Below are 23,345 nucleotides of genomic sequence, written 5' to 3'. Positions count from 1 at the left end.
GACCCCGGCCCGGCCGGGGTCTCGTCCGGGTCGACCGGATCCGGGGTTCTACCGGGTCTTCTCCTTGGGCTGCTTCTGCGGCGACAGCAGGAGGAGCCCCAGGAGCAGGAGCAGGCCGGCAGCTTCGGGCTGGTACGTGGGCGCGTCGCTGACGGCCGCCTCGTCCTCCGTGATCAACGTACCGAGCGTGTCGATCTCGGCCTGGGTGCCGAGCGGCGCCCGCGTGGTACGGGTGGTCTGAGCAAGCATCTGAGTGCCTCCTCATCGAAGTTCCACCGCCTGGTCCGGCGATGCCCCCTCGATCGACGATACGAGCACGAACCGACCGGCGCCACCCCTGCACGCTCCGTCACCGCGGTCACGGAGAGGCGCCGCGCCAGGGCGCAGCGGCGCCACCGGGGTGTCGCGGGTACTCGGGAGTAGGTACGGTCGCTGCATGACCACTGCCTTGATCACCGGCGCGACCGCCGGCATCGGAGCCGCCTTCGCCCGCCGGCTCGCGCGGAGCGGCTACCGGCTCGTCCTGGTGGCCCGCGACACCGAGCGGCTGGAGCGCTCCGCCGCGGAACTGCGGGGGAGGTTCGGCGTGGAGGTCGAGGTGCTCGGCGCCGACCTGGCCACCGACGAGGGCATCGCGGCCGTGGAGGCCCGGCTGTCCGACGGCGCCCGCCCGGTGGACCTGCTGGTGAACAACGCCGGCTTCGGCAACCGGGGCGCGTTCTCCACCGTGCCGCTGCAGGACGAGCTGGACATGCTGAAGGTGCACATCGAGGCGGTGCTGCGGCTGACCACGGCCGCCCTGCCGGGGATGCGCGAGCGCCGGCGCGGCGCCGTCGTCAACGTGGCCTCGGTGGCGGCGTTCCTGCCGCGCGGCACGTACGGGGCGAGCAAGGCCTGGGTGGTGAGCTTCACCCAGGGCGTGATGCGCGACCTCGGCGGCACCGGGGTGCGGCTGATGGCGCTCTGCCCGGGCTTCACCCGTACCGAGTTCCACGAGCGGGCCGGCATGGGCACCGACAACATCCCGGCCTGGGGCTGGCTGTCCGCCGAGCGCGTGGTCGACGAGGCGATGCGCGACCTGGCCCGGGGGCGTTCGCTCTCGGTGCCGAGCAAGCGGTACAAGCTGGCGGTGGCGATCGCCCGGGTGCTGCCGTCCGGGAGGCTCGGCGGCGTCTCCTCCAAGGCGGCCCGCACCTACCGCACCACCTGAGGCCCGCCGCGGACCCGCCGAGTCGGCGCCTCGAAGGCCGGTGGCGGGCGGCGTGCGGCGGGCGGCGCGTCCGGGCGTCCGGACCGGCATCGCGGAGGAAATCTCACTATTAGCTTTGCTAACTATGAGCCTCTCTCGTTATGCTGGCGGGCGCCCGACCGCCCACCCGCCGTCGGCGCGCGCCCCCGGGCGCCGCGCCCGCCCGGCCGTCCGAGGGAGGCTGCCCGCCGTGCGCCCCGAAGGCATCCAGTGGACCCCGCCCGCCCGCGCCGAGGACGACCCGCGCCCGCCGACCCAGTGGCGCCGCATCCTCGCGCTCTTCCGCCCCTACTCCGGCCGCCTCGCCGTCGTCGGCCTGCTGGTCGCCGCCTCCGCCGTGGTGTCGGTGACCACGCCGTTCCTGCTGCGCGCCGTCCTGGACACCGCGATCCCGCAGAGCCGCACCGGACTGCTGACCGCCCTGGTCCTGGGCATGGTCGCCGCCGCCGTGGTCAACAGCATCTTCAGCGTGCTGCAGACGCTGATCTCCACCACCGTCGGCCAGCGGGTCATGCACGACCTGCGCACCGCCGTCTACGGCCACCTCCAGCGGATGTCGCTGGCGTTCTTCACCCGCACCCGCACCGGCGAGGTGCAGTCCAGGATCGCCAACGACATCGGCGGCATGCAGTCCACGGTGACCTCCACCGCCACCTCCCTGGTCTCCAACTTCACCGCGGTGATCGCCTCGGTGGTCGCCATGGTGGCGCTGGACTGGCGGCTGACCGTCGTCTCGCTGCTGCTCCTGCCGGTGTTCGTCTGGATCAGCCGCCGGGTCGGCAACGAGCGCAAGAAGATCACCGGCGAGCGCCAGAAGCAGCTCGCCGCGATGAGCTCGGCGGTGCAGGAGTCGCTCTCGGTCAGCGGCATCCTGCTCGGCCGCACCATGGGCCGCGCCGACTCGCTTGCCCGCGAGTTCACCGGCCAGTCCGACCGGCTGGCCGAACTGGAGGTACGCGCCTCGATGGCGGGCCGCTGGCGGATGAACACCATCCAGATCGTGATGGCCGCGATGCCCGCGGTGATCTACTGGGCGGCCGGCATGGCCGCCGCCGGCGGCGCCCCGATCGTCTCGGTCGGCACCCTGGTCGCCTTCGTCTCGCTCCAGCAGGGCCTGTTCCGCCCGACCGTCAGCCTGCTGGCCACCGGCGTGCAGGTGCAGACCTCGCTGGCGCTCTTCCAGCGGATCTTCGAGTACCTCGACCTGACGGTGGAGATCGACGAGCCCGAGCAGCCCGTCGCCCTGGACACCGTCCGCGGCGAGGTCCGCTTCGAGGGCGTCGACTTCCGCTACGACCCGCAGCAGGAGCGGCCCACCCTCGCGGGGGTGGACCTGCGGATCCCGGCCGGCGGCTCGCTCGCGGTGGTCGGCGCCACCGGCTCCGGGAAGACCACGCTCAGCTACCTGGTGCCCCGGCTCTACGACGTCACCGGCGGCCGGGTCACCCTCGACGGGGTCGACGTGCGCGAGCTGTCCTTCGACACCCTCGCCCGCGCGGTGGGCGTGGTCTCCCAGGAGACCTACCTCTTCCACGCCTCGGTCGCCGACAACCTGCGCTTCGCCAAGCCGGACGCCACCGACGAGGAACTCGCCGCCGCCGCCCGGGCCGCACGGATCCACGACACCGTCGCCGCCCTGCCGGACGGCTACGACACCCTGGTCGGCGAGCGCGGCTACCGCTTCTCGGGAGGGGAGAAGCAGCGCCTGGCGCTCGCCCGCACCATCCTGCGCAACCCGCCGGTGCTGATCCTCGACGAGGCCACCAGCGCGCTGGACAACAGCACCGAACGCGCCGTCCAGGAGGCCATCGACACCCTCGCCGCGGGCCGCACCACCATCACCATCGCGCACCGGCTCTCCACCGTGCGCGCGGCCGACCAGATCGCCGTCCTGGACCGCGGCGAGGTGGCCGAACTCGGCACCCACGAGGAACTGCTGGCGGCGGACGGCCGCTACGCCGCGCTGCTGCGCCGGGAGTCGCCGGTGGCGGCCGCCGCCCGCTGACGCCGATCGCTCGGGTCGGCCGCTCGGGTCGGCCGCTCAGGCGGCCTTGGGGACCTCGTTGTACGTCTCCACGACCTCCTGGCCGGAGAGCCGCTGGATCGCCGCCATCACCTCGTCGGTGACCTGGCGGCGGGCCTTGAGCGACCGGGCCTGCCCGTGCAGCTCGTCGAAGTGCAGCGGCTCGCCGAAACGGACCGTCACCTTCTTGAGCCGCGGCACCCGCTTGCCGACCGGCAGGATCCCCTCCGGCCCCTCCAGTGCCACCGGCACCACCGGGACGCCGGCGGTGAGGGCCAGCCAGGCCACGCCGGTCTTGCCGCGGTAGAGCCGGCCGTCCAGCGAGCGGGTGCCCTCCGGGTAGATGCCGAAGGCCTTGCCGTCCTCCAGGATCTCCAGCGCCCGTTCCAGCGAGGCCTGCGCGGAGCGGTAGGTGCCGCGCTCGACCGGCACCGCGCCGATGCCCTGGAAGAAGCCGCGGGACAGCGCGCCCTTGAGGCCGGTGCCGGTGAAGTACTCGGCCTTGGCCAGGAAGTGCACCCGGCGCGGCGCGGTCAGCGGGATCACCACGCTGTCGATGAACGAGAGGTGATTGCTGGCCAGGATGACGCCGCCCTTGCGCGGCACGTTCCCGAGGCCCTCGATGGAGGGCCGCCAGATCCCCCGGGCGAGCGGTTTCAGCACCAGCCTGGTGACGAGATCGAGCATGGTCCCTCCCTGGACGAGCACGCCCGAGAGGTGCCCGGGCCTGGGGTTACGACGAGCGGCGTTCGATGGGCCCGGCCGGGCCGGGATCAGACCCGCAGACTACGACACCCACCCCGGAGGCCGTCCACTCCCGCCGACCGTGGCGCTCACCACGGCCGGGTAGGGTACGGCCGTCGGAAATACACATCAGCTGCTGATCACCCCAGGGAGGGACCCATGGCAGACGTCAACGACATCCGCGCGGCGTTCGACAAGTACGACGTGAACGGCGACGGCCGGATCACCGCCACCGAGTACGCGCTGGTCGCCCGCGAGCTCGGCGACCTCACCACCTCGATCGCCGTGGCCGAGGCCGTCATCAAGACGATGGACACCAACCACGACGGCGAGCTGACCTTCGACGAGTTCCTGGCCGCACGCCAGGGCTGACGCGGACGCGGCCCGGACGGGGCCCCGGGGAGGTATCCCGGGGCCCCGTCGTCGCGTCCAGGCGCCCGACCTCCTCGGCCGGCCGGAGCCGCCGGAGGCGCCGCGGCCCCGGCGCCCCGGGCTCAGCCGGTGGTCGGGAACACCCGGCGGACCACCCGCTCCGCCGCCCCGCCGTCGTCCCAGGGACAGAACCGCTCGCGGAACTCCGCCCGCGCCTCCGGCTCCGGGTCCCCGGCCAGCAGCGCCGCCGCCAGCCCCTGCGGATCCGTCGTCAGCGCGCCCGGCGGCTGCTCGAACAGGTCGAAGTAGACGCCCCGGTCCCGCTTGTACTCCTCCCAGTCCGGCGCGAAGATCACGACCGGCCGGTCCAGCACGGCGTAGTCGAACATCATCGACGAGTAGTCCGTGACCAGCACGTCCGCCGCCAGGTAGAGGTCCTCCACGGTCGGGTGCGCCGACACGTCCACGATCCGCGCGGCGCCCTCCTGCTCCGTCAGGTCGCCCGGGCCGCCGGTGTGGAAGTAGTGGGTGCGCACCAGCAGCGTGAACCCCGGCCCCAGCTGCCGCGCCAGCTCCCGCACGTCCAGCAGCGGCACGTACCCGCCGCGCGCCTCCCGGTGGGTGGGCGCGTACAGCACGGCGGTGCTGCCGGGCGCCAGCCCGAACCGCTCGCGCATCGCCGCCGACTCGGCCGGCGTCGCGTTCGCCAACCGGTCGTTGCGCGGGTAGCCGGTGTCCAGCATCTCGTAGCGGCCGGGGAAGGCGCGGGCGAAGTGCTCGCTGGTGTGCGGATTGGAGGAGACCAGGAAGTCCCAGCGGTCGACCGCCTCCTGGAGCCGGTCGAAGTCCATCCCGTCCGCGGCCACCGGGTGGTCCCTGAGGTCCATGCCCATCGCCTTGAGCGGCGTGCCGTGCTGCGTCTGGACGTGCACCGTGCCGGGCCGCTTCACCATGGTGCGCGGGAAGTTGACGTTGTTCACGAAGTACTTGGCCGTGGCCATCGTCTTCAGGTAGGCCGGGGTGTTGACGATCACGTACGGCACGCCGTCCGGCAGTGTCGCCGCCTGGGCCCGGTTCTCCACCACCCAGACGCCGCGGATCCCGGGCGCCAGCTCCTTCGCCTTCTCGTAGATCGCGGCCGGGCTGCACGCGTAACCGCGGTGCCAGTACGCGGCGTACACCGCCAGCCCGGGGTCGAGCGGCATCCGGCGGAAGGCGTTGTAGGCGGTGAACCGGGCGCTGCCGCGCACCCCCTTCTTCAGGGCCGGCGCCACCGCCCTGGCCCCGCGCTTGAGCTCGCGCGGCAGCCGCCCCGTGCGGCGCAGCTCCGTGTACGCGCGCCGGGCGCCGCGCGCCGCGAGCCGGTACTGCACGCCGCGCACGCCCCCGGGGAAGCGGTAGCCCGCCGGGCGGTGCCGGGCGAAGTGCTCGGCGATCCGGCGGAAGAACCCGGGCCGCAGCCCGACCGGGACCAGCCCGGGGGTGTCGTAGACGGTGAGCGCCTGCTGCACGGTCCGCTCGAAGACCAGGGTGCGCAGCGCCTCCGGGACGGGCCGGCCGGGGCGGTCGGGCCGGTCCAGGAAGGCGAAGATCGCGTCGTACTGGGCGAAGGCGTCGGCGTGCTTGGCGGAGGCGGTGCTGGTGATCGCCCCGGCCCGGCCGCGCCGGTAGAAGTAGCAGGGGCGGTCGAGGTAGCGCAGCCGCTCGGCGGCGAGCAGCGCGGGGTAGGTGACGGAGATGTCCTCGTAGTAGCCGCGGCCGAAGGAGACGCCGAGCCCGAGCAGGAACTCCCGCCGGAACACCTTGTTCCACACCGACATCACGGTCTTGAACAGCGCGGGGTGCTCGGCCAGGGTGCAGCCCGCGACGAGCGGGGAGCCGGCCAGCACGTGCCGCCAGGGGTTGGGCTCGGTGCCGCCGTCGGGGTAGACGTGGGTGAAGTCGGTCAGCAGCACGTCGACCGGCGGCTCGCCGCGGCCCTCGCGCCCGGCCTCGGCGGCCAGCTCGTCGAGCAGGGCGGTCACGGTGCCCTCGGGCACCCAGTCGTCGCTGTCGACGAACCAGACGTACGCGCCCCGGGTCTCCGGGAGGGCGGCGGTGCGGGCGCCGCCGAGGCCCTGGTTCTCGGCGAGGTGGAGGACGCGCAGGCGCGGATCGCGGGCCGCGTACCCGTCCAGGATCGCGCCGCAGCGGTCGGGGGAGCGGTCGTCGACCGCGATCACCTCGAAGCGGGACTCGCCGGCGGGCGTGTCCGCCAGGAGGGAGTCGAGGCAGCGCGGAAGGAAGCGCTCCACCCCGTGGACCGGGAGCACGATGCTGAGGAGGACTGGCACGCTGGCCGAGTCTACCGAGGCGGCGCAAGGGCGGAATCCGCAGGTCCGCACGGCCGGAACCGCCGGTGCCGGACCCCGTGCGGGGCGGCACCGGCAGCCGGGTGGCGGCCCGGCCGACCCTCTACGGCCGGCCGCCGGTCCGGGCACCGCCCGAAACCTGGCCGCCGCAGCGTCGAGGCGGCCTGGCAGTAGGCACGGGGGAGCCGGAGTCTTCATCAGTCGAACACGACGATGGGCGCGGCTCGCGCCCGCGTGATCGCTACAGATATTGCTTGGAGCCAGGGCCCGCGTCAATCCCTCGGCTGTGTTCACTTCCTAAACGGATTACCCTATCGATCCGGGGATGCGACCACGGTTCCCTACGGCCCCCCGGCGGACACGGGACGTGCGGGGCCGGTGACGTCGTGCGCCGGGCGCACGCCATCGCGGCGGGCGCCGGGTGCGTGCCCCGGTGAACCCGCTGACGGACGGCGGGTCGTGCACCATCATTGATGCCTAGTCGTGACCGGCCCGGCGGCCCCTGGTGCGGTGTCAGTTGACGCCGCACGGTACGGTGGCAGAACACCGGGACGGTTGCGCGAAGACCGTCTGTCGCGGATAGTCTTCGCCTCACGGCCCTGGCGCCTCGTAGGGGTGGGAAATCAGATGGAACACATGCAAGTGCGGACTCGGCCCCGTGTGCCGGCGATCCAGTGCGGTGTCGGCACGACCGGCCGCCGGATCGACCGGCACCTGGCTGTGCTCGGCGCGCCCGCACTCCCGGCGGTGGACACCGCCGAGGCGCTCGGGTTGATAAGGGAGCTGACGCCGCGCGGCGTCGGTGCCCCGACCGCGCCGCCGCGCCGCCACGCGCGGGTCAGGCTGCTGGCACCGCTGCGCCGGCTGCGGCGCGGACTCTTCGGCGGGCGCGGACGCGGCTGAGAGGCCGCTCGGCCTCCGGGCGCGGCCCGGCCCTCCGCACGCACCTGCACCGACCCGACGGATCCCCGGGGACCGTCGGGTCTTCGGCGTTCCCGGAACCGGGCCGGGCCCGGGGACGGCGCCGCGCCGATCCGGTGTCGCCGGGATACAGGCTCGGTACCGCCGGGATGCGACGGGGATGCTGCCGGGATTGGTCTGAACCTCTCAGCCTACGCCGAGCCGCCCCACCGGCGCCGGGAGTCGGCGAGGCTGGCCGGACGGCCCCCGGACGTGGGCGAGGATGGCGCCATGGCGGACCACACCCACACCCCCCACGCCCCCCACTCCACGTCCTTCCGGACCGAGACCTTCGAGATCACCACCGGCAGCCGCGAGGTCGCGCTCGACATCACCGACCGCTGTGCCGCGTTCCTGGACGGGCACGCCGTCGGCCGGGACGGCCTGCTCAACGTCTTCGTCCCGCACGCGACGGCCGGGATCGCCGTCCTGGAGACCGGCTCCGGCAGCGACGACGACCTGTTGACCACCCTGCGCGAGCTGCTGCCCGCCGACGACCGCTGGCGGCACCGGCACGGCAGCCCGGGCCACGGCCGCGACCACGTCGTCCCCGGACTGGTCGCCCCGCACGCCACCCTGCCGGTGATCGGCGGGCGGCTCGCGCTGGGCGTCTGGCAGTCGGTCGTCCTCGTCGACACCAACGGCGACAACCCGCGGCGGACGGTCCGGCTCTCCTTCCTGGGCTGAGCGGGCACGCGCGGCCCCGACCGATCGGCCGGGGGCGGGCACGGCAGGGCTACCGGCCCGGCGTCGGCCCGTCCCCGGCGGGCTCGACGAGGGCTCCGGCCGCGGCGGTCGCAGCGGCTTCGGCAGTCCCGACAGCCGTGACAGCCGTGACAGCCGTGACAGGCGCGACGGTCCCGGTGGCCCCGACAGCCCCGGCGGCCTCGACGACCGAGGCGAGGTACCGCTCGATCGCCAGGTACTGGCAGAGCACGGCGACGGGGCGGCCGAGCCGGGCGTACCAGGAGGCGAGCCGGGCGAAGGCGCTCACCTCGAACCACACCTCGCCCGCCGCGTCCATGGACACCGTGAACGCCTCCTCGCCGCACTCCGGGTGCCCGGGCAGCGTTCCGTAGGCGAAGCCGATCCGGTCCGGCTCGTCCACCGTCCACACCACCCGGCACGGGATCACCAGCCGGGGCCACCGGCTGCCGGGCAGGGCGAGGCGCAGCAGCACGGTCGCCCCCGTCTCGGCGGGCGCGTACGGGTACACGGCGAAGCCGGTGCCCAGCTGGCAGCCCCAGCCGAGGACGAAGCGCCCGGCGTGCGCCAGCACCTCCGGGCCGTGCCCGAGGTGGACCCGCCGCCGCAGGTGCGCGTAGCCCTCCGGCAGCCGGGTGCCCCGGGTGGCGCCCACCTCGCGGTAGCTGGGCGAGGCGGCCCGGGCGGCCAGCAGCCGGCGCTGCAGGGCGGACAACGGTCGTGCGGTACCGGGCGAGTCGGGCATGCGGCCACCGTAGCGCCCGCCCCGGAGAGCGCCTTGCACCGGGCCAGGCCGAGGAGTAAAGAAGGCCCCATGAGCGAAACAGCCGTGAACGACAGTGTCCTCACCGGCGCCCCGGGCACCGACGGTCCCGCGGCGGCCGACCAGGTCTGCGTCCTCGCCCCGGCCGCCGGGGACGTCGTGGCGGCCCTGCTGCCCGACCCGGACCTCACCGGTCCGCGCGCGGACTGCGTGCTGTGCGGCGAGCCGACCGAACTGCCCGCCGACCACCCGGGCAGCACCCTCTGCCCCGTCTGCACGTGGCAGCAGGCCCAGCGGATCGCCTGCTCCGGCTGACCGCGACCGGTCCGGCCCCGGCGCTGGTCTCGGCCCCGGCGCTGGTCTCGGTGTCGGCCCAGGCCCCGGCTCCGGTCTCGGTGGGGGCGCCGGTCAGGCGTCCTCCCGTCCCGCCAGGGCCAGGGTCGAGCCGTGCCGCCCCTTGCGGACCAGCAGCTGGGCCGGGATCCGGCTGCGCAGATCGGCGACGTGGCTGACGATGCCGACCGCGCGGTCCCGCTCGCGCAGACCGTCGAGCACGTCCATCACCTCCTCCAGGGTGTGCTCGTCGAGGCTGCCGAAGCCCTCGTCGATGAACAGGGTGTCCAGCGGCATGCCCCCGGCCTCGTCGGTGACCACGTCGGCCAGGCCGAGCGCCAGGGCCAGCGAGGCGAAGAAGCTCTCGCCGCCGGAGAGTGTCGCGGTGTCGCGCTCCGTGCCGGTCCAGGCGTCCACCACCCGCAGCGCCAGCCCCGAGCGCTTGTTGCCCGTGCCCCGGTCGTCGCTGTGGACGAGGGTGTAGCGGCCGCCGGACATCCGGACCAGCCGGTCGCTGGCCGCCGCCGCGACCTGCTCCAGCCGCGCCGCCAGGACGTACGACTCCAGGCGCATCCGGAGCCGGTTGTCGGCCGAGGTGCCGGCCGCCAGCGCCGCCAGCCGGCTGATCCGCGCGTACCGGTCCAGCTCAGGGGCGAGCGAGCGGGCCAGCTCGGCCAGCTGCCGCCCGATCGCGGCGAGCGCCTCGCACCGCGCCCGGGCGGCGTCCCGGGTCGCGTGGGCCGTCCGCAGCCGGTCGGTGGCGGCGCCGAGCGCGGCGCGGGTGCCCGGCAGGTCGGCGGGCGGCAGGGCGGCGGCGCCGGCCAGCTCCGGCTCGGCGAGCCGCCGCTCGGCCGCCGCCAGCTCCGCCCGGTGCCGGTCCAGCCGCTGCTCCAGCCGCTCGCGCTCCGGCCGGGGCAGCAGGACGGCGGCGGCGTCCTGCGCGCTCGCGAACCCGGCCGCCACCGCGGCGCCGGCCAGTTCGTCGTCGGCCCGCTTGAGCCGGTCGGCCGCCTCGGCGGCGGCCCGGGCCGCGCCCGCCAGCGCCGCGACGGCCGAGGCAAGACGGTCGAGGGCGGCCGCGCGGGCCGCCACCGACGGTGCGTCGCCCCGGGCCGCCGCCACCCGGGCACCCCGCTTCTCCTGCTCGGCGTGCAGGGTCCGCGCCTGGGCGGCCAGCTCGGCGCTCCGCTCACGGGCGTCGGCCAGCGCGGTGCGCCGGACCGCCTGCTCGGCGGTGAGCCGCTCGATCGCCCGGCCCGCCGGGCCGAGCCCCTCCGCGGCCCCGAGCGCCTCGCGGTGCTCGCGCTCCAGCCCGGCGAGCGCCTCGGCGAGGGCGTCGGCGGGCTCCTCACCAGCCGCGCCGGCGGCCGCCGCCCGGCGCACCTGGAGGCCGGACAGCTTCCGCTCCGCCGCCTCGGCGGCCTGCTCGGCGGCCGTCTGGGCCCGCCGGGCGCGCTCCTCGTCCTCGGCCCGGACCGGCTCGCCGACCGGGCGGGCGGGGGCGGGGTGCTCCGTCGAGCCGCAGACCCGGCACGGCTCCCCGGCATCCAGCTGCGCGGCCAGCTCGGCGGCCATTCCGGCCAGCCGGCGTTCCCGGAGGTCCAGCCCGTACTGCCGGGCGTCCAGCGCCTCCGCGCGCAGCGCCAGCGTGCGCGGCCGGGCGTGGTCGATCTCCAGGTCGAGGCCGTCCCGGTCACGGGCGGCGGCCAGCCGGGCGGCGAGCTCCGCGCGCCGGGCGTCCAGCCGTTCGACCCGCCCGGCGGCGTCCCGGGCGGCGGACTCCTCCGCCTGGAGGGCGGCCAGCCGGGGCTCGAAGTCGGACAGCCAGTCGCCCGCCTCCTCGGCGAGGTCCTCGGCGCGCCGTAGGTCGGCCGCCAGCGCCGCCCGCGCGCCGGACAGCTCGGCACACTGCCGCTCGTCCTCCCGGGCCGCCTCCAGCCGCACGACCTCCGCGCGCAGCCGCCGCTCGGCCTCGGCCAGCTCCTCGGCCTCGGCGTGCGCCAGCGCCGGGCCGCCGCCCGCCGGGCCGCGGTCCGTCCGGTCGCCGTCCGCCAGGACGCCCCGCCCCGCCGGGCCGTCGGCCGCCTCGGCCAGCACCGCGCGGTGCCGGTGCTCCTCCTCCCGGGCCCGCCGGTACGCCTCGGCCGCCCGCTCGCGCAGGTGCAGCACCGACTCGACGCCGACCGCCGCCTGTGCGGCCGCCAGCCGCTGCCGGTCCGCCGCCCGGGCGGGCTCGTCCTCGGCGAGCCGGGCCGCCTCCCGCGCCGCCTGCCGGTGCCGGTCCTGCCGGTCGGCCAGCTGCTCGGCGGTCTCCCGGGCCCGCTGCGCCGCCCGGTGCACCTCCTCGGCGCCCGCCAGCGCGGCCCCGGCGACGGTCAGCTGCTCGGCCGCGCCGCCGCGCAGCACGGCCGCCCAGCCCAGCACGCCGGCGGTGAGCTCGGTGTCCGCCGCGGCACCCGCGGGGCCGGACTCCTCCGCACCGGGCACCGGGCCCGCGGCCGGCTCGGCGCCCGGGCCGGCCGCCTGCTCCGCCTTGCTCGCCAGGTCGCGCAGCTGTCGGCGACCCGCCTGGACGGCGGCCTCGTGGCCCCGGCGCTGCTCGGCCAGCCAGGCCTCGACGGACTGGAACCGCTCGGTGTCGAACAGCCGGCGCAACAGCTTGCCGCGCTCCTCCGAGTCCGCCCGCAGAAAACGCGCGAAGTCGCCCTGCGGCAGCAGCACCACCTGGCAGAACTGGTCCCGGCTCATCCCGATCAGCCGGTGGATCTCCTCCCCGGCCTCCTGGTGCGACTTGCTGACGGCCCGCCAGCCCGGTGCGCCGTCGCCGGTGCCCGCACCGTCGGCGGACCACTCGCGCAGCAGTGTCTGGGCGCGTTCGAGCGTCATGCCGCGGCCGACCTTCTTCGGCCGGGGCTGCTCCGGGACGCGGGTGATCTCCAGCCGCCGCCCGCCCAGCGTCAGCTCCAGCCGGACGGTGGTCAGCCGGTCCGGCTCGGCGTGGTCGCTGCGCAGCCGGTTGGCCCGCCGGGCACCGGGCACCTCGCCGTAGAGGGCGTAGCAGACCGCGTCCAGCACACTGCTCTTGCCCGCGCCGGTCGCGCCGCGCAGCAGGAACAGCCCGCCGGCGGCCAGCGCGTCGAAGTCGACCGCCTCGGTGCCCGCGAAGGGGCCGAACGCGGTCACCGTCAGCCGGTGGAGTCTCATCGGGGCAGCTCCGCCTTCCGGTCGGTGGTCTCCCGGACGCGCTCGAAGCCCTCGCGCAGCCAGTCCAGCTCCTCGGCGTCCGGCGCGGCGCCGGGGCGCACGTGCCGCAGGAAGCCCTCGGCGATCTCCAGGTCGGTCCGCCCACCGACCCGGGCCGCGTAGGACGCCGAGGAGGCGGCGGTGGTCTCCTCCGGTTCGAAGAGCAGCTGGAGGGTGTGCGGGAAGCGGCGGCGCAGCCGCTCCATCGGCTCGCTCGGGCGGCTCGGGTCGGTGAGGGTGGCCTGCACCCAGGACTGTTCGGCGGCGGTGTGGCGCTCGTCGGTGAGCAGCTCGTCGAGCCGACCGCGCAGCCGGGCCAGCGGGCGGGGCACCGGGCAGGGCACCCGCTCGGCGGTGACCGCGCCGTCCGCCGCCAGGTCGACCAGCCACATGCTCTTGCGGTGCTCGTGCTCGGAGAAGGAGTAGGCGAGTGGGGAGCCGCTGTAGCGCAGGTGCGGGGCGAGCGTCTGGCAGCCGTGCAGATGGCCGAGCGCGGCGTAGTGCACGCCGTCGAACACGGAGGCGGGGACGGCCGCGACCCCGCCCACCGCGATGTCGCGCTCGCTGTCGCTGGGCTCGCCGCCGGTGACGAAGGCGTGCGCCAGGACCACCGCGCGAGTGCCGGGCGGCCGGGCCGCGAGGTCGGACCGGACCTGCTCCATCGCCGCGCCGAGCACGGCCGCGTGGCCGCCCCGGGCCAGCCCGAACCGCTCCCGGACCAGCGTCGGTTCCAGGTACGGCAGCCCGTAGACGGCGACCGGCCCGTGCTCGTCGGCGAGCAGCACCGGCTCGGCGCACTCGCCCGGATCGGTCCGCAGGTGGACGCCGGCCCGGCCGATGAGGCCCGCGCCCACGCCGAGGCGGCGGGCGGAGTCGTGGTTGCCGCTGATGAACACCGTCGGCACGCCGAGGTCTGCCAGCCGGTGCAGCACGTCGTCGAAGAGCGCCACCGCCTCCAGCCCCGGCAGCGCGCGGTCGTACACGTCACCGGCGACCAGCACGGCGTCCACGCCTTCGTCCCGGACCACCGCCACCAGGTGGTCCAGGAACGCGCGCTGGGCGTCGTGCAGGCTCTCCCGGTGGAACGATCGCCCCAGGTGCCAGTCGGAGGTATGCAGCAGTCGCATGGTCCCCGACCATAACGGGCGGCACCGACAACCCGGCACGGAACGGAATTCCCCGTCCGCCCCGTCGGTGCTCCCGGCCCTCCGGCGGCGGTCGCGCTGGGTCGATTGTCAGTGACCGTGTGTATGGTCGCGGTCGTCGGGAGCCGAGGGGCTCGCGGGGCCGGTGCGACGGGCGCGCCAGGTGCGCGCCAGGTGCGCGGCAGGTCGACAGGTCGGCAGGTCTGGACGGCGGGAGGACGGGGAGATGGTCGTGCGGGACGGGATGCGGGACGGGGCCCGGGGCGGGTGCGCGGGGCGGCGCGGGTCCGGGCCGGGCGGTCCGGGGCCGCGGGGCTTCGGCGGGCGGCCTCCGGGCGGCGGTCCGGGCGGTCCGGGCGTGCGGGGACGGCGGTGGGGGAGGCCGCGCGGGGCGCCGCCGCCGCAGCCGGTGGCGCTCGCGGTGGTGGTCCGCGCGGCCGACTTCGCCGACCTCGCGGGGCACGGCCTGTTCGACGGGCTGTCGTTCCGGGCCTACCTGCGGAGGCTGGCGCTCCAGCTCAGGGCGCTGGGCGGGCACGGCTTCGAGGTCCACCTGCGGGTACTGGACCCGGCGGACTACGAGGAGTACTGCGAGGCGCTCGGCTTCGACCCCGGGGACGCGGCGGCCCGGGTCGCGTACGCGGCCGATCCCGAGCTGGCCGGGGAGCCGTTCGTCCACGCCGGGCAGCGGCTGGCCGTGCTGCTCCCGGAGCTGGCCGACGACCACCGGGCGAGGGTGCGGATCACCATCGCGACGGCGGCGCTGCTGGCGGCGGTCGGCGAGGGGCCGCCGGCGGAGCGGCGGCTGGTGGCGGTGATGCGGCACGCGGTCGAGGTCGGGTCGGCGGTGGCGGCCGGTGCCGGTGACGGCCTCCACCTGCTGACCCTGCGCTGCCACGGCCCCGAGGACGGCGAGGAGCTGACCTCGGCGAGCGACCTCCTGGTGGAGCGGGGCCGGTTCGCCACGGCGGGGCGGGACGGGGAGGCGTTCTGCGTGACGCTGGCGGCGGGGCTGGCCGCCGGTGGCGCGGGGGCGATGGTGCTGCACGGGGATCCGGCGGTGCCCGGCGGGCAGACGGTGCGGGGCTGGGCGCTGCGCGGCGGGAGACTGTGGCCGATGACGGTCCGGGAGGTGCTGGACGAGCTGGCCGACGACGTCGGCCGCGGCCTGCCCTTCCCGCCTGCGGCCGTCCCACTGCCGGGCTTCCCTCTCCCGGCGCCGCCCGCGGCGGAGGACGGGGGTGGGCCCCTGGGCTGACCGGAGCCGATCAGGGCTGACCGGAGCCGATCGGGGGCGATCGGGGCCGAGCAGGGAAGGCCGGGCCGACCAAGGCGTTCGGCCCCCGGTGTCCACCAAGCGGCGCTGGGGACTGTTCATCGACCGCCTGTTCGGGGAAGATTTCGGGAAAGATCAACAGTGGGAACGGCCGGTGCCCCATACCGCCGCTTCCGCCCGACCGGCCCCGAACCTGGCACCGCGAACGTCCCCGTGCACCGTGAACGTCCCGCGCCCCCTCGGTCCGGCGAGCCCGACACCGAAAGGGGGACGCATGAGCCGGATCGAGTACAGCGAGGAGATCGCCGAGCTGCTCGGCCGGGTGCGCCGGCGTCCCACCGCGGGGTGGCCGTGGCGACCGGGCGAACGGGTGCCCCCGGGGCTCGCGGTCAAGCAGTCGTGGGGGTGGCTGTTCGCGCCCGACGGCCGGGTGCTGACGCTGGTCAACCCCAAGGACGGCATCGTCTCGCTGCCCGGCGGCTCGCTGGAGCCGGAGGACGCCGGCGATCCCGGCTCCGCGCTGGCCCGGGAGGCGGGCGAGGAGGCGCAGGCGCTGATCGGCACGGCGTACTACCTCGGGTACCTCTACGACCGGGTCGGCTCGGCCAACGGCGGGAACGAGTGCGCCCGGGTCCGGATGACCGCCGCGCTGCGGGCGGTCGGTCCGAGCGCGCCGGACCCGGCCTCGGGGCGGCACTACCGGCGGCTGCTGGTGGCGCCGGGCCTCGCCGTCGAGCTGCTCGGCTGGGGCACGCCCGGCCTGCGCCAGGCCCGTGCGGCGGTGACGACCGCCGTCCGGTGGCTCGGCGTGCCCGCGGCGGCCAACGAGACGATCGAGGAACTGCCGGCCGAGGGCTGCGAGGTGTTCCCCGGCATCGCCCCCGCCCCCGCCGCATCCAACGTGGCACCCGCCATGCCGTACCGCCCGACGGACCGTCCGACGGACCGTCCGTCGGATCACCTGTCGGATCACCCGCCGGGTCGACGCGGTGGCCGGTGAGCACATCGCGGCCGCCCCGTGCCCGGGGCCTGTTCCACCACGTGGAGCTGTGGACGGACGACCTGGCGGTCGCGGCGGAGCAGTGGGGTCCGGTGCTGCTCGCGCTCGGGTGCGAGCCGTTCCAGCACTGGCCGAGCGGTCGCAGCTGGCGCCTCGGTGACGCCTATCTGGTGATCGAGCAGTCGCCCGCGCTGCTGCCGGGCGGCCACCAGCGGCTGCGGGCCGGCCTCAACCACCTCGCCGTGCACGGCGGCCGCCCGGCGGTGGCCGCCGCGCTCGCCGCCGGCTGGACGGTCCGGGTGGACACCGGTGAGGCGGTCCACCTGATCGACCGCCAGGGATTCGAGTTGGAGATCGTCCTCCACGCCGGCGGGCCCGCGTAGCCGTCGTCCCTCGGACGGGTGACGCCCCGTCCGGTCACCAAGGGCGCGCGCCCGGTCGCCCGTAGTGAGGAAGGGGCGCGTTCACCCGGCGGTTGTCAGACTGTTCGTCAATTGACTTGGCATGACAGCTTCACATCAAAGCTACCGCCTGGTATCAAATTGCGTGACACACGTCACTACCGGGAGACGATCATGCCACGCCCTGCCCGAGTCATGTCCGCCGCCGTCACCGCGGCCCTCCTGTCCCTCACCACGCTGGCCGCGGCCGGCACGGCCCACGCCGCCGGTGTCAACTACGTCGCTCTGGGCGACTCGTACTCCGCCGGCGTCGGTGCCGGCAGCTACACGAGCGAGAGCGGCAGCTGCAAGCGCAGCACCAACGCGTACGCGTACCTGTGGAAGAACGCGCACGCGCCGACGTCGTTCAAGTTCGTCGCCTGTTCCGGAGCCAGAACCGGTGATGTGCTCAACACCCAGGTGGCCTCGCTGAGTTCGACCACCACCCTGGTCAGCATCAGCATCGGCGGCAACGACGCGGGCTTCGCGGACACGATGCAGACGTGCGTCCTGGACTCCGAGAGCGCCTGCCTCAACGCCGTCGCCACCGCGAAGAACTACGCCACCAGCACGCTGCCCGCCCAGCTCGACCGGGTCTACTCGACGATCCGCGCCAAGGCGCCGAACGCCCGGGTCGTCGTGCTCGGCTACCCGCACATGTACAAGGTCGGCGGCAGCTGCATCTTCGGCATCGGCGACACCAAGCGGGCCGCCATCAACGGCGCCGCCGACACGCTCGACGACGTCATCGCCAAGCGCGCGGCCAACGCGGGCTTCGCCTTCGGCGACGTCCGCTCGATCTTCCGCGAGCACGAGATCTGCGGCTCCAGCACCACCTGGCTGAACAGCACCACGCTGCCGGTCGACGAGAGCTACCACCCCAAGGCCGTCGGCCAGTCGGGCGGCTACCTCCCGGTGTTCTCCGCCCAGGTCTGAGTGTCCGTTCAAGTCTGAGCGCCCGCCCGGGTCTGAGCGTCCGCCCGGATCGGAGCGCGGATGCGCAGGCCCGGACCGGGCGCGAGCCCGCCGGTCCCTCACAGGGGGAGGGGCCGGCGGGCCCGTTCGCTCAGCGGCGCTCCAGGGCGACCACCGGCAGCACCCGCCGGGTGTGCCGTTGGTAGTCCCCGTACCCGGGCGCGGCCCGGACCACGTCCGCGAAGAGCCGGTCCCGCCGCGCGCCCTCGGCCGGGACGGCGACCGCGTCGAACGCCTCCTCGCCGAGTTCCACCCGCACCGCCGGGCAGGCGACCAGATTGCGGTACCACTGCGGGTGCTCGGCCGCCCCGGCCGCCGAGGCGACGACCAGCAGGAGGCCCTCGGCCCGCAGGAAGCCGAGCGGCACGGTGTGCGCCTGCCCGGTCCGCGTGCCCGCCGTGGTCAACAGCAGCAGGTCCCCGCCTTCGAAGGGCCCGCCGACGCGCCCGCCGTTGGCGCGGAACTCCTCGATGACGGACTGGTTGAACGACAGGGCGGATCGGAAGGAGGAAGGAGAAGGAGAGGAAGAGGAAGCAGAGGAAGAAGAAGAGGGCATGGGCATGGGTCTGGACTGATCTCCGAACAGGGGGAGCGGACGACCGCGGACCTTGGCCGCGGCCGTGCGGAAAGGTCAGGAAAGGGCAGCGGAGTACGAACTCATCGCGCGATGTCCCTCGGTGTCAGGTGCCGGCCCGGTCGCCGGCCGGCCCAAGTCTCTTTGGCCGGCGCCACGCTGCACGCGCCCCATCAGAGCACCCCCTTCGGCCACTGTCAACGAGCGGCCACTGTCAATGAGCGGCCGCCCGGAGACGGGCGTCAGCCGTCGGCCGAGCGGCGGGGCAGGAGCAGGACGGCCGTCGCGTCGTCGTGGCACTTGGTGCGCGGCCAGCGGAGGCCGTCGGGGTCGGAGCGCTCCAGCTCCCGGGTGCGGGCGATGATCCGGCGGGGGCCGTGGTCCTCCAGTTCGGCCAGCAGGTCGGGCCAGTCGCAGACGGCGAAGTCGTCGACCGGGCGGGCCGCTCCGTCGGTGAGGAGCGCCGCGGCCCGCAGCCGGGCGAGCGGCACCGAGCCGGTCAGCGCCTGCGCCGCCGCGGCCGGGTCGGCGGCGGCCGCCCAGTAGCCCCGGGGCGTGTTCATCACCCGGCGCTGGGCGCGGGCGAGGACGGCGGCCCGCTCGGCGGGCCCGAGCCGGTCCACCTCGGCGGCCAGGGCCGCGCGCTGCGCGGTGGTGACGTCCGAGACGCGGTGGTCCGAGACGGTGCGCACGCCCTCCTCGTCCAGCCGCAGCGCGACCGTGCAGTCGGCGAGGACCAGCCACTCCCACCGGTCGGCGCGGGTCCGGGCGACGGCGACCGCCGCCGATGGGGTGAGCGGGTTCGCCAGGTCGCAGTCGGCCGCGTGGGCCCGCGCGGTCTGCCGGATCGCCCCGGCCAGGCAGTCCGCGAGACCGGTGCGCCGGTCGGCGGCCCGGCGGTGGAGCGCGGCTCCCAGCGTTCCCACGAACCACGGCACGCCGTGCGCGCACCCGGTCTCAAGGCCGGCGGGCAGGCCCGCGCCGTCCAGGACGACCACCACGTCGGCGGCGGCCAGGGCGAAGTCCTCGTTGCGCGCGCCGGGGCGGGCCCACGACGCGACCGAGGCGTGCAGCGCGGTCAGCATGCGCTGCGGGGGTGGGGTTCGAACTCCTCCGGAGTCCGGATCCGGGCGTGCGCCCGGACCTGGCCGGGGGAGGGGCGGGAGAGGTCCCGGTCCCCGGTGTCGAAGGAGACCCGGGAGGCGGCGGCGGGTTCGGTGCCGCGCACGTCGACACCGTAGCGGCGCGGACCGTCGCCGGGTACCGGGAGCCGGCCGCTGTCGCAGGTCTGGTCCGTGGGCGGGCGGTTCGGCGGGAAGGAGCGCGGCCCCTGGAAGGTCTGTGTCCCTGGTCTCCCCATGGGGACGAGTCTGACGGCGGAGGGTCTCGTCCCGGCCACGGGCAGGGCGCGGAACGGACGCACCGCCGGCCCCCGTACGGGGACCGGCGGTGCGAGGTGGTGCCTGGCGCTGTCGGGCGCGGGCCCGCTCCCTCGCCCGGGGCCGAGGCGGCGTCAGCGCAGGTAGGAGGCCAGCCCGGCGGGCTTGAGGCCGGCGGTCTCGGCGGCGGCCAGGGCGCGCTGGAGGTCGCCGGCGAGGGTGTCCGTCCAGTGCATGAGGACGACGTCCCCGGGCGACAGGGTGCCCTCGTGCCAGACGTTCGAGGCGCCCCAGCTGAAGTCCGCGTCGGCGGTGAGCACGGTGCGCATGCCGCAGTTGGCGGCCGCCTGCAGGGTGTCGGCGTTCCAGGCGAAGTACGGCGGGCGGAACACGGTGGGCGCGGTGCCGAACTGGCGGGTCAGCGAGTCCCGGGCGTCGCAGATCTCCACCTGCTGCTCGGCCGGGGAGAGCTTGGTGAGGTCCGGGTGGGAGACGCTGTGGTTCTGCACGGAGGAGCCGGGCACGGCGGTGACCCGCTGGAAGTAGCCGGGGTTGGCGGCGGCGGCCATCGGCAGAGGGAAGGCTGTGATCGGCAGCTGGTGGTCGGCGATGAACCTCTCCGCCTCCGGGGTGGTCTGCCAGCCGTCGTCGATGGTGAAGAAGACCACCTTGTCGCTGGTCGGCACCGAGGCGGCGGCGGTCGCGGGGGCGGGCGCGGGGCCGTCGACCCGGACGTCGTCGACCGCGAACGGGCCCTGCTGGTACCAGCCGTGGACGGCGAGCCGGACGGTGGTGGCGGTGGGGCCGCTGGTGAACCGGGTGGTCAGCTTCTGCCAGCCGCCGTTGGTGCTGTCGGTCCAGGCGGGGGGCGTCGGGCGGTCGGTGCCGTCGGTGGCGCCGAGGAAGACGAACGTCCCGCGGACCCAGGCGGAGGCGGTGTAGGTGGTGTTGGGCCGGACCGAGACGGTCTGCACGCATTCGCCGGTGGACTCGTCGCCCGCCGGGGTGACGGCCAGGGCGGAGCCGCCGGTGTGCGGGGCGGTGGTGGTGACGGAGGCCTCGGCGGGCCCGCCGGAGCAGCGCCAGCCGGGCACGCTGCCCCAGTCGGCGAGTGAGGAGGCGGGGATCTCGAACCCGGGGTTGGTGGCCAGGTTGACGGTGGGCGCGGCGGCGTCGGCCGCGGCGGTGGACCCGGGCGCGGCGGCCGCGGCGGGTCCGGCGAGGCCGGCCGCCAGCAGCGCGGCGCAGGCGCCCAGCGCCGACAGGCGTGCGGACATGCGCGAGGACATGGACACGTGGGGACTCCCTGCGTGGGGGCGCGCGCCCGTTGGGGCGGGCGCGCGGGCATGGGGATGGGGGAGGTGGGGATGGGGGGTGCTCCCGGAGGGGGCGGGAGCCGTCGGCGTGCCGCACTCTGACCGGAGCAAAACAATGGACTGGACCACTCCGATCGTCAAGGAGTGGCGGACGGTCTCCGGCTCACCGGTCCTGCGGCAAAAAGGACAAGACGCACCGTCAGGGGGCGTACAGCTCCTCGATGTCCGCGGAGTAGTGCGCGGTGATCGCCGTCCGCCGCAGCTTCAGCGAGGGGGTCATCAGTCCCTGCTCCACGCCGAACTCCCGGGGCAGCAGACGGAACGCGCGGATCGACTCGGCGCGCGAGACGGCGGTGTTGGCCGCCGCGACGGCGCGCTGGATCTCGGCGTGCAGCTCCTCGTCACCGAGCACCGCCCACGGGTCCGCCTGCCCGCGGCCGCGCCGTTTCAGCCAGTGCGCCAGCGCCGTCGGGTCGAGGGTGATCAGCGCGGTCACATAGGGGCGGTCGTCGCCCACCACCAGGCACTGCGAGACCAGCGGGTGGGTCTCGACCCGGAGTTCCAGGGCGGCGGGGGCGAGGTTCTTGCCGCTGCTGGTGACGATGAGGTCCTTCTTGCGGCCGGTGACGGTGAGGTAGCCGTCCTCGTCCAGGATGCCGAGGTCGCCGGTGCCGAACCAGCCGTCGATCAGCGACTCGGCGGTGCAGCCCGGGTGGTTGAGGTAGCCGCCGAAGACGCCGGGGCCGCGGACCCAGATCTCGCCGTCGTCGGCGATCGCCACGGTGGCACCGGGCACCGGCCGCCCGACCGTGCCGATCTTCGAGCGCCCGGGCGGGTTGCCGGTGATCGCGGCGGAGGTCTCGGTGAGCCCGTAGCCCTCGTAGAGCTGGAAGCCGATCCCGGCGTAGAACAGGCCGAGTTCGCGCTCCAGCGTCGAGCCGCCGCACATCAGGGTCCGCAGCCGGCCGCCGAACACCGCGCGCAGTCGCGGGTGGACGGTCCGCTCGTAGGCCAGGTGGCGCAGCCGCAGCGCGGGTCCGGGTCCGGGGCCGTGGCCGAAGGCGCGCTGCTCGCGGCCGGCGGCCCAGTCGACGGCCACCTGCCGGGCCTGCTCGAAGAGTTCGCCGCGCCCGGCCTCCTCGGCGGTGCGCCGGGTCTGCTGGAACACCTTGTCGAGCACGTACGGCACGACGAGCAGGAAGGTCGGGCGCAGCGCGGCGAGGGCGGGCAGCAGCGCGTCGGTGGACAGTTCGGGGACGTGGCCGAGCCGGAAGCCGCCGCGCAACGCCGCGATCTGCACCATCCGGCCGTAGACGTGCGCCAGTGGCAGGAAGAGCACGGTGGAGGGCTGGTGGCCGCCGGTGTCGCGCAGTGCCTCGTCCCAGCAGGCGAGCAGCGCGTCGGCCGCGTCGGCCAGGGCGCCGTGGGTGATCAGACAGCCCTTGGGGCGGCCGGTGGTGCCGGAGGTGTAGACGACGGTGGCGACGGTGCCGGCGGTGACGCCGAGGCGCTGGCGGTGCACCAGCGAGTCGGGGACCTCGCGACCGTCCTCGACGATCGAGGCGACGCAGCCCCGGTCCAGCTGCCAGATGCCGGTGAGGTCGGGTAACGCGTCGCAGACCGCGCCGACGGTCATCGCGTGGTCCTCGTCCTCGACCAGGCAGGCCACCGCCTGGGTCTCGGCGAGGATCCAGCGGACCTGCTCGGCGGCGGCGGTGGGGTAGACGGGGACGGGGATCGCGCCGATCGACCAGAGCGCGTAGTCGAACAGCGTCCACTCGTAGCGGGTGCGGGACATCAGCGCGACCCGGTCGCCGTAGCGCACGCCGCGGGTGAGCAGGCCCTTGGCGAGGGCGAGCACCTCGTCGCGGAAGCCGGCGGCGGTGACGTCCTGCCAGCCGCCGTCCCCGGCGGGCCGGGGGCCGCCGTCGGCGGAGCGCGGGCTCTCGGCGGACCGCGGGCTCCCGTCGGCGTACCGCGGGCTCCCGGGGCGCCGGGTGCTCTCGACGGGGCGGGCCAACTGGGGCAGGGCCGGGGATCTTTCGGCGGTGTCGTAGAGCGAGTCGGCCAGCCCGCCGGTGGCCGGCGGTCCGGCCGGGGCGGGGGTGGTGAACTCGCGCACGATCCCCCCGATCAGTCCTGCAGGTGGAGCGAAACTATCGGATAGCGTGCCGACTGCCCAGGGTTGTGACCGTGACGCGACGAGATCGGCACCGGGTCGTGCGGAGAGTGCCGCGGAACGGTCGTCCGCCGTCCTCGCGCCGCCGGTCAGCGGCGTGACGACGGGGTGAGAGCCGTGCGGGGGAGGTGCGGCGGCGGTGCGAAACCGGTGATCTTGGTGCCGATCCGGACACGATCCGGCCCGGGGCGAAGAGAGGCCGGGTTCGACCCTCGAACGAGTGGTCAGGGCGTAGTAGAGTCTCGCAGACCTGCGGCCGGGGCTCCCGGCCTGTCCTGAAAAGCACCCCCGGACCGGCACCTGGTCCGTACCAACCCG

20 protein-coding genes and 1 pseudogene are annotated in these 23,345 nt (G+C 75.3%); 10 read left to right on the top strand and 11 right to left on the bottom strand.

Features of this window, described 5'->3' with window-relative positions; translation table 11 throughout:
* Nucleotides 1-48: 48 nt before the first annotated feature.
* Nucleotides 49-249, bottom strand: coding sequence for a hypothetical protein (locus ACFVFS_RS03605; RefSeq protein ID WP_380619606.1), 201 nt, complete (start codon nt 247-249; stop codon nt 49-51).
* 187 nt (nt 250-436) lie between these two features.
* On the opposite strand from ACFVFS_RS03605, the gene ACFVFS_RS03600 reads away from it, so the two are divergent.
* Together ACFVFS_RS03600 and ACFVFS_RS03595 are read left to right on the top strand one after the other, a co-directional pair.
* On the top strand, nt 437-1,210 hold the full coding sequence (locus ACFVFS_RS03600) for an SDR family NAD(P)-dependent oxidoreductase (protein WP_380619604.1): 774 nt from the start codon (nt 437-439) through the stop codon (nt 1,208-1,210).
* A 229-nt stretch (nt 1,211-1,439) separates the two neighbouring features.
* Nucleotides 1,440-3,254 carry an ABC transporter ATP-binding protein gene (locus ACFVFS_RS03595; protein ID WP_380619602.1) on the top strand — a complete coding sequence of 605 codons (1,815 nt, stop codon included), beginning with the start codon at nt 1,440-1,442 and terminating at the stop codon, nt 3,252-3,254.
* Nucleotides 3,255-3,290: 36 nt separating this feature from the next.
* Here ACFVFS_RS03595 and ACFVFS_RS03590 read toward each other — a convergent pair whose 3' ends face one another.
* Nucleotides 3,291-3,959 carry a lysophospholipid acyltransferase family protein gene (locus tag ACFVFS_RS03590; RefSeq protein ID WP_380619600.1) on the bottom strand — a complete coding sequence of 223 codons (669 nt, stop codon included), beginning with the start codon at nt 3,957-3,959 and terminating at the stop codon, nt 3,291-3,293.
* Between the two features lie 216 nt (nt 3,960-4,175).
* Here ACFVFS_RS03590 and ACFVFS_RS03585 point away from each other — a divergent pair, with 216 nt between their 5' ends.
* A complete protein-coding gene (locus ACFVFS_RS03585) occupies nt 4,176-4,388 on the top strand; it encodes an EF-hand domain-containing protein (protein WP_380619598.1) in 213 nt (70 codons plus the stop codon).
* 122 nt (nt 4,389-4,510) lie between these two features.
* Here ACFVFS_RS03585 and ACFVFS_RS03580 read toward each other — a convergent pair whose 3' ends face one another.
* On the bottom strand, nt 4,511-6,721 hold the full coding sequence (locus ACFVFS_RS03580; protein WP_380619596.1) for a CDP-glycerol glycerophosphotransferase family protein: 2,211 nt from the start codon (nt 6,719-6,721) through the stop codon (nt 4,511-4,513).
* A 645-nt stretch (nt 6,722-7,366) separates the two neighbouring features.
* On the opposite strand from ACFVFS_RS03580, the gene ACFVFS_RS03575 reads away from it, so the two are divergent.
* Nucleotides 7,367-7,642 (top strand): hypothetical protein, encoded by a 276-nt coding sequence (locus tag ACFVFS_RS03575; protein ID WP_350542760.1) that lies wholly within the window; start codon nt 7,367-7,369, stop codon nt 7,640-7,642.
* A 288-nt stretch (nt 7,643-7,930) separates the two neighbouring features.
* The gene (locus ACFVFS_RS03570; RefSeq protein WP_380619594.1) at nt 7,931-8,386 is read left to right on the top strand and encodes a YjbQ family protein; all 456 of its coding nucleotides are present in this window, start codon (nt 7,931-7,933) and stop codon (nt 8,384-8,386) included.
* A gap of 49 nt (nt 8,387-8,435) precedes the next feature.
* On the opposite strand, the gene ACFVFS_RS03565 is transcribed toward ACFVFS_RS03570, so the two are convergent.
* Entirely contained in the window at nt 8,436-9,149 is a 714-nt protein-coding gene (locus ACFVFS_RS03565; protein WP_380619592.1) for a DUF1990 family protein, read from the bottom strand.
* Nucleotides 9,150-9,218: 69 nt separating this feature from the next.
* Here ACFVFS_RS03565 and ACFVFS_RS03560 point away from each other — a divergent pair, with 69 nt between their 5' ends.
* Nucleotides 9,219-9,482 (top strand): hypothetical protein, encoded by a 264-nt coding sequence (locus tag ACFVFS_RS03560; protein ID WP_380619590.1) that lies wholly within the window; start codon nt 9,219-9,221, stop codon nt 9,480-9,482.
* A 93-nt stretch (nt 9,483-9,575) separates the two neighbouring features.
* Here the strand turns inward: ACFVFS_RS03560 and ACFVFS_RS03555 are convergent, their stop codons facing one another.
* Nucleotides 9,576-12,704, bottom strand: a complete 3,129-nt coding sequence (locus tag ACFVFS_RS03555) for an AAA family ATPase (protein WP_380619588.1) — start codon at nt 12,702-12,704, stop codon at nt 9,576-9,578.
* On the bottom strand, nt 12,701-13,870 hold the full coding sequence (locus ACFVFS_RS03550; RefSeq protein ID WP_380619586.1) for an exonuclease SbcCD subunit D: 1,170 nt from the start codon (nt 13,868-13,870) through the stop codon (nt 12,701-12,703). The genes ACFVFS_RS03555 and ACFVFS_RS03550 overlap by 4 nt, the downstream gene beginning before the upstream one ends.
* Nucleotides 13,871-14,246: 376 nt before the next feature.
* Between ACFVFS_RS03550 and ACFVFS_RS03545 the strand changes: the two genes are divergently transcribed.
* From ACFVFS_RS03545 to ACFVFS_RS03530, 4 genes are all read left to right on the top strand, one after another.
* Nucleotides 14,247-15,146: a hypothetical protein gene (locus ACFVFS_RS03545; RefSeq protein WP_380619584.1), complete on the top strand. Its 900-nt coding sequence runs from the start codon at nt 14,247-14,249 to the stop codon at nt 15,144-15,146.
* 292 nt (nt 15,147-15,438) lie between these two features.
* Nucleotides 15,439-16,164, top strand: coding sequence for a hypothetical protein (locus ACFVFS_RS03540; RefSeq protein ID WP_380619582.1), 726 nt, complete (start codon nt 15,439-15,441; stop codon nt 16,162-16,164).
* Nucleotides 16,161-16,547, top strand: a complete 387-nt coding sequence (locus ACFVFS_RS03535) for a glyoxalase (protein WP_380619580.1) — start codon at nt 16,161-16,163, stop codon at nt 16,545-16,547. The genes ACFVFS_RS03540 and ACFVFS_RS03535 overlap by 4 nt, the downstream gene beginning before the upstream one ends.
* 192 nt (nt 16,548-16,739) lie before the next feature.
* Complete coding sequence (locus ACFVFS_RS03530) at nt 16,740-17,540, top strand: SGNH/GDSL hydrolase family protein (protein WP_380619578.1); 801 nt, start codon at nt 16,740-16,742, stop codon at nt 17,538-17,540.
* 136 nt (nt 17,541-17,676) lie between these two features.
* Here the strand turns inward: ACFVFS_RS03530 and ACFVFS_RS03525 are convergent.
* The 5 genes and pseudogenes from ACFVFS_RS03525 to ACFVFS_RS03505 form a co-directional block, all read right to left on the bottom strand.
* Nucleotides 17,677-18,072: pseudogene (locus ACFVFS_RS03525) on the bottom strand (nitroreductase family deazaflavin-dependent oxidoreductase); the annotation flags it as partial.
* 323 nt (nt 18,073-18,395) lie between these two features.
* Nucleotides 18,396-19,238 (bottom strand): protein phosphatase 2C domain-containing protein, encoded by an 843-nt coding sequence (locus ACFVFS_RS03520; protein WP_380619576.1) that lies wholly within the window; start codon nt 19,236-19,238, stop codon nt 18,396-18,398.
* A complete protein-coding gene (locus ACFVFS_RS03515) occupies nt 19,232-19,513 on the bottom strand; it encodes a hypothetical protein (protein ID WP_380619574.1) in 282 nt (93 codons plus the stop codon). The genes ACFVFS_RS03520 and ACFVFS_RS03515 overlap by 7 nt, the downstream gene beginning before the upstream one ends.
* Nucleotides 19,514-19,666: 153 nt before the next feature.
* Entirely contained in the window at nt 19,667-20,809 is a 1,143-nt protein-coding gene (locus ACFVFS_RS03510) for a polysaccharide deacetylase family protein (protein ID WP_380619572.1), read from the bottom strand.
* A gap of 238 nt (nt 20,810-21,047) precedes the next feature.
* Complete coding sequence (locus ACFVFS_RS03505) at nt 21,048-22,970, bottom strand: AMP-dependent synthetase/ligase (protein WP_380619570.1); 1,923 nt, start codon at nt 22,968-22,970, stop codon at nt 21,048-21,050.
* Nucleotides 22,971-23,345 lie beyond the last annotated feature (375 nt).

Origin of the sequence: Kitasatospora sp. NPDC057692 (assembly GCF_042799475.1) — a bacterium.
Classification (GTDB): Bacteria; Actinomycetota; Actinomycetes; order Streptomycetales; family Streptomycetaceae; genus Kitasatospora.
This window is presented reverse-complemented; position numbering and strand designations above follow the sequence as displayed.

What these genes read in the sequence shown, in the direction of transcription:
- ACFVFS_RS03605 (WP_380619606.1), bottom strand. Translation starts at nt 249, where the DNA reads ATGCTTGCTCAGACCACCCGTACCACGCGGGCGCCGCTCGGCACCCAG.
- ACFVFS_RS03600 (WP_380619604.1), top strand. Translation starts at nt 437, where the DNA reads ATGACCACTGCCTTGATCACCGGCGCGACCGCCGGCATCGGAGCCGCC.
- ACFVFS_RS03590 (WP_380619600.1), bottom strand. Translation starts at nt 3,959, where the DNA reads ATGCTCGATCTCGTCACCAGGCTGGTGCTGAAACCGCTCGCCCGGGGG.
- ACFVFS_RS03585 (WP_380619598.1), top strand. Translation starts at nt 4,176, where the DNA reads ATGGCAGACGTCAACGACATCCGCGCGGCGTTCGACAAGTACGACGTG.
- ACFVFS_RS03575 (WP_350542760.1), top strand. Translation starts at nt 7,367, where the DNA reads ATGGAACACATGCAAGTGCGGACTCGGCCCCGTGTGCCGGCGATCCAG.
- ACFVFS_RS03570 (WP_380619594.1), top strand. Translation starts at nt 7,931, where the DNA reads ATGGCGGACCACACCCACACCCCCCACGCCCCCCACTCCACGTCCTTC.
- ACFVFS_RS03565 (WP_380619592.1), bottom strand. Translation starts at nt 9,149, where the DNA reads ATGCCCGACTCGCCCGGTACCGCACGACCGTTGTCCGCCCTGCAGCGC.
- ACFVFS_RS03560 (WP_380619590.1), top strand. Translation starts at nt 9,219, where the DNA reads ATGAGCGAAACAGCCGTGAACGACAGTGTCCTCACCGGCGCCCCGGGC.
- ACFVFS_RS03555 (WP_380619588.1), bottom strand. Translation starts at nt 12,704, where the DNA reads ATGAGACTCCACCGGCTGACGGTGACCGCGTTCGGCCCCTTCGCGGGC.
- ACFVFS_RS03550 (WP_380619586.1), bottom strand. Translation starts at nt 13,870, where the DNA reads ATGCGACTGCTGCATACCTCCGACTGGCACCTGGGGCGATCGTTCCAC.
- ACFVFS_RS03540 (WP_380619582.1), top strand. Translation starts at nt 15,439, where the DNA reads ATGAGCCGGATCGAGTACAGCGAGGAGATCGCCGAGCTGCTCGGCCGG.
- ACFVFS_RS03530 (WP_380619578.1), top strand. Translation starts at nt 16,740, where the DNA reads ATGCCACGCCCTGCCCGAGTCATGTCCGCCGCCGTCACCGCGGCCCTC.
- ACFVFS_RS03520 (WP_380619576.1), bottom strand. Translation starts at nt 19,238, where the DNA reads ATGCTGACCGCGCTGCACGCCTCGGTCGCGTCGTGGGCCCGCCCCGGC.
- ACFVFS_RS03515 (WP_380619574.1), bottom strand. Translation starts at nt 19,513, where the DNA reads ATGGGGAGACCAGGGACACAGACCTTCCAGGGGCCGCGCTCCTTCCCG.
- ACFVFS_RS03510 (WP_380619572.1), bottom strand. Translation starts at nt 20,809, where the DNA reads ATGTCCGCACGCCTGTCGGCGCTGGGCGCCTGCGCCGCGCTGCTGGCG.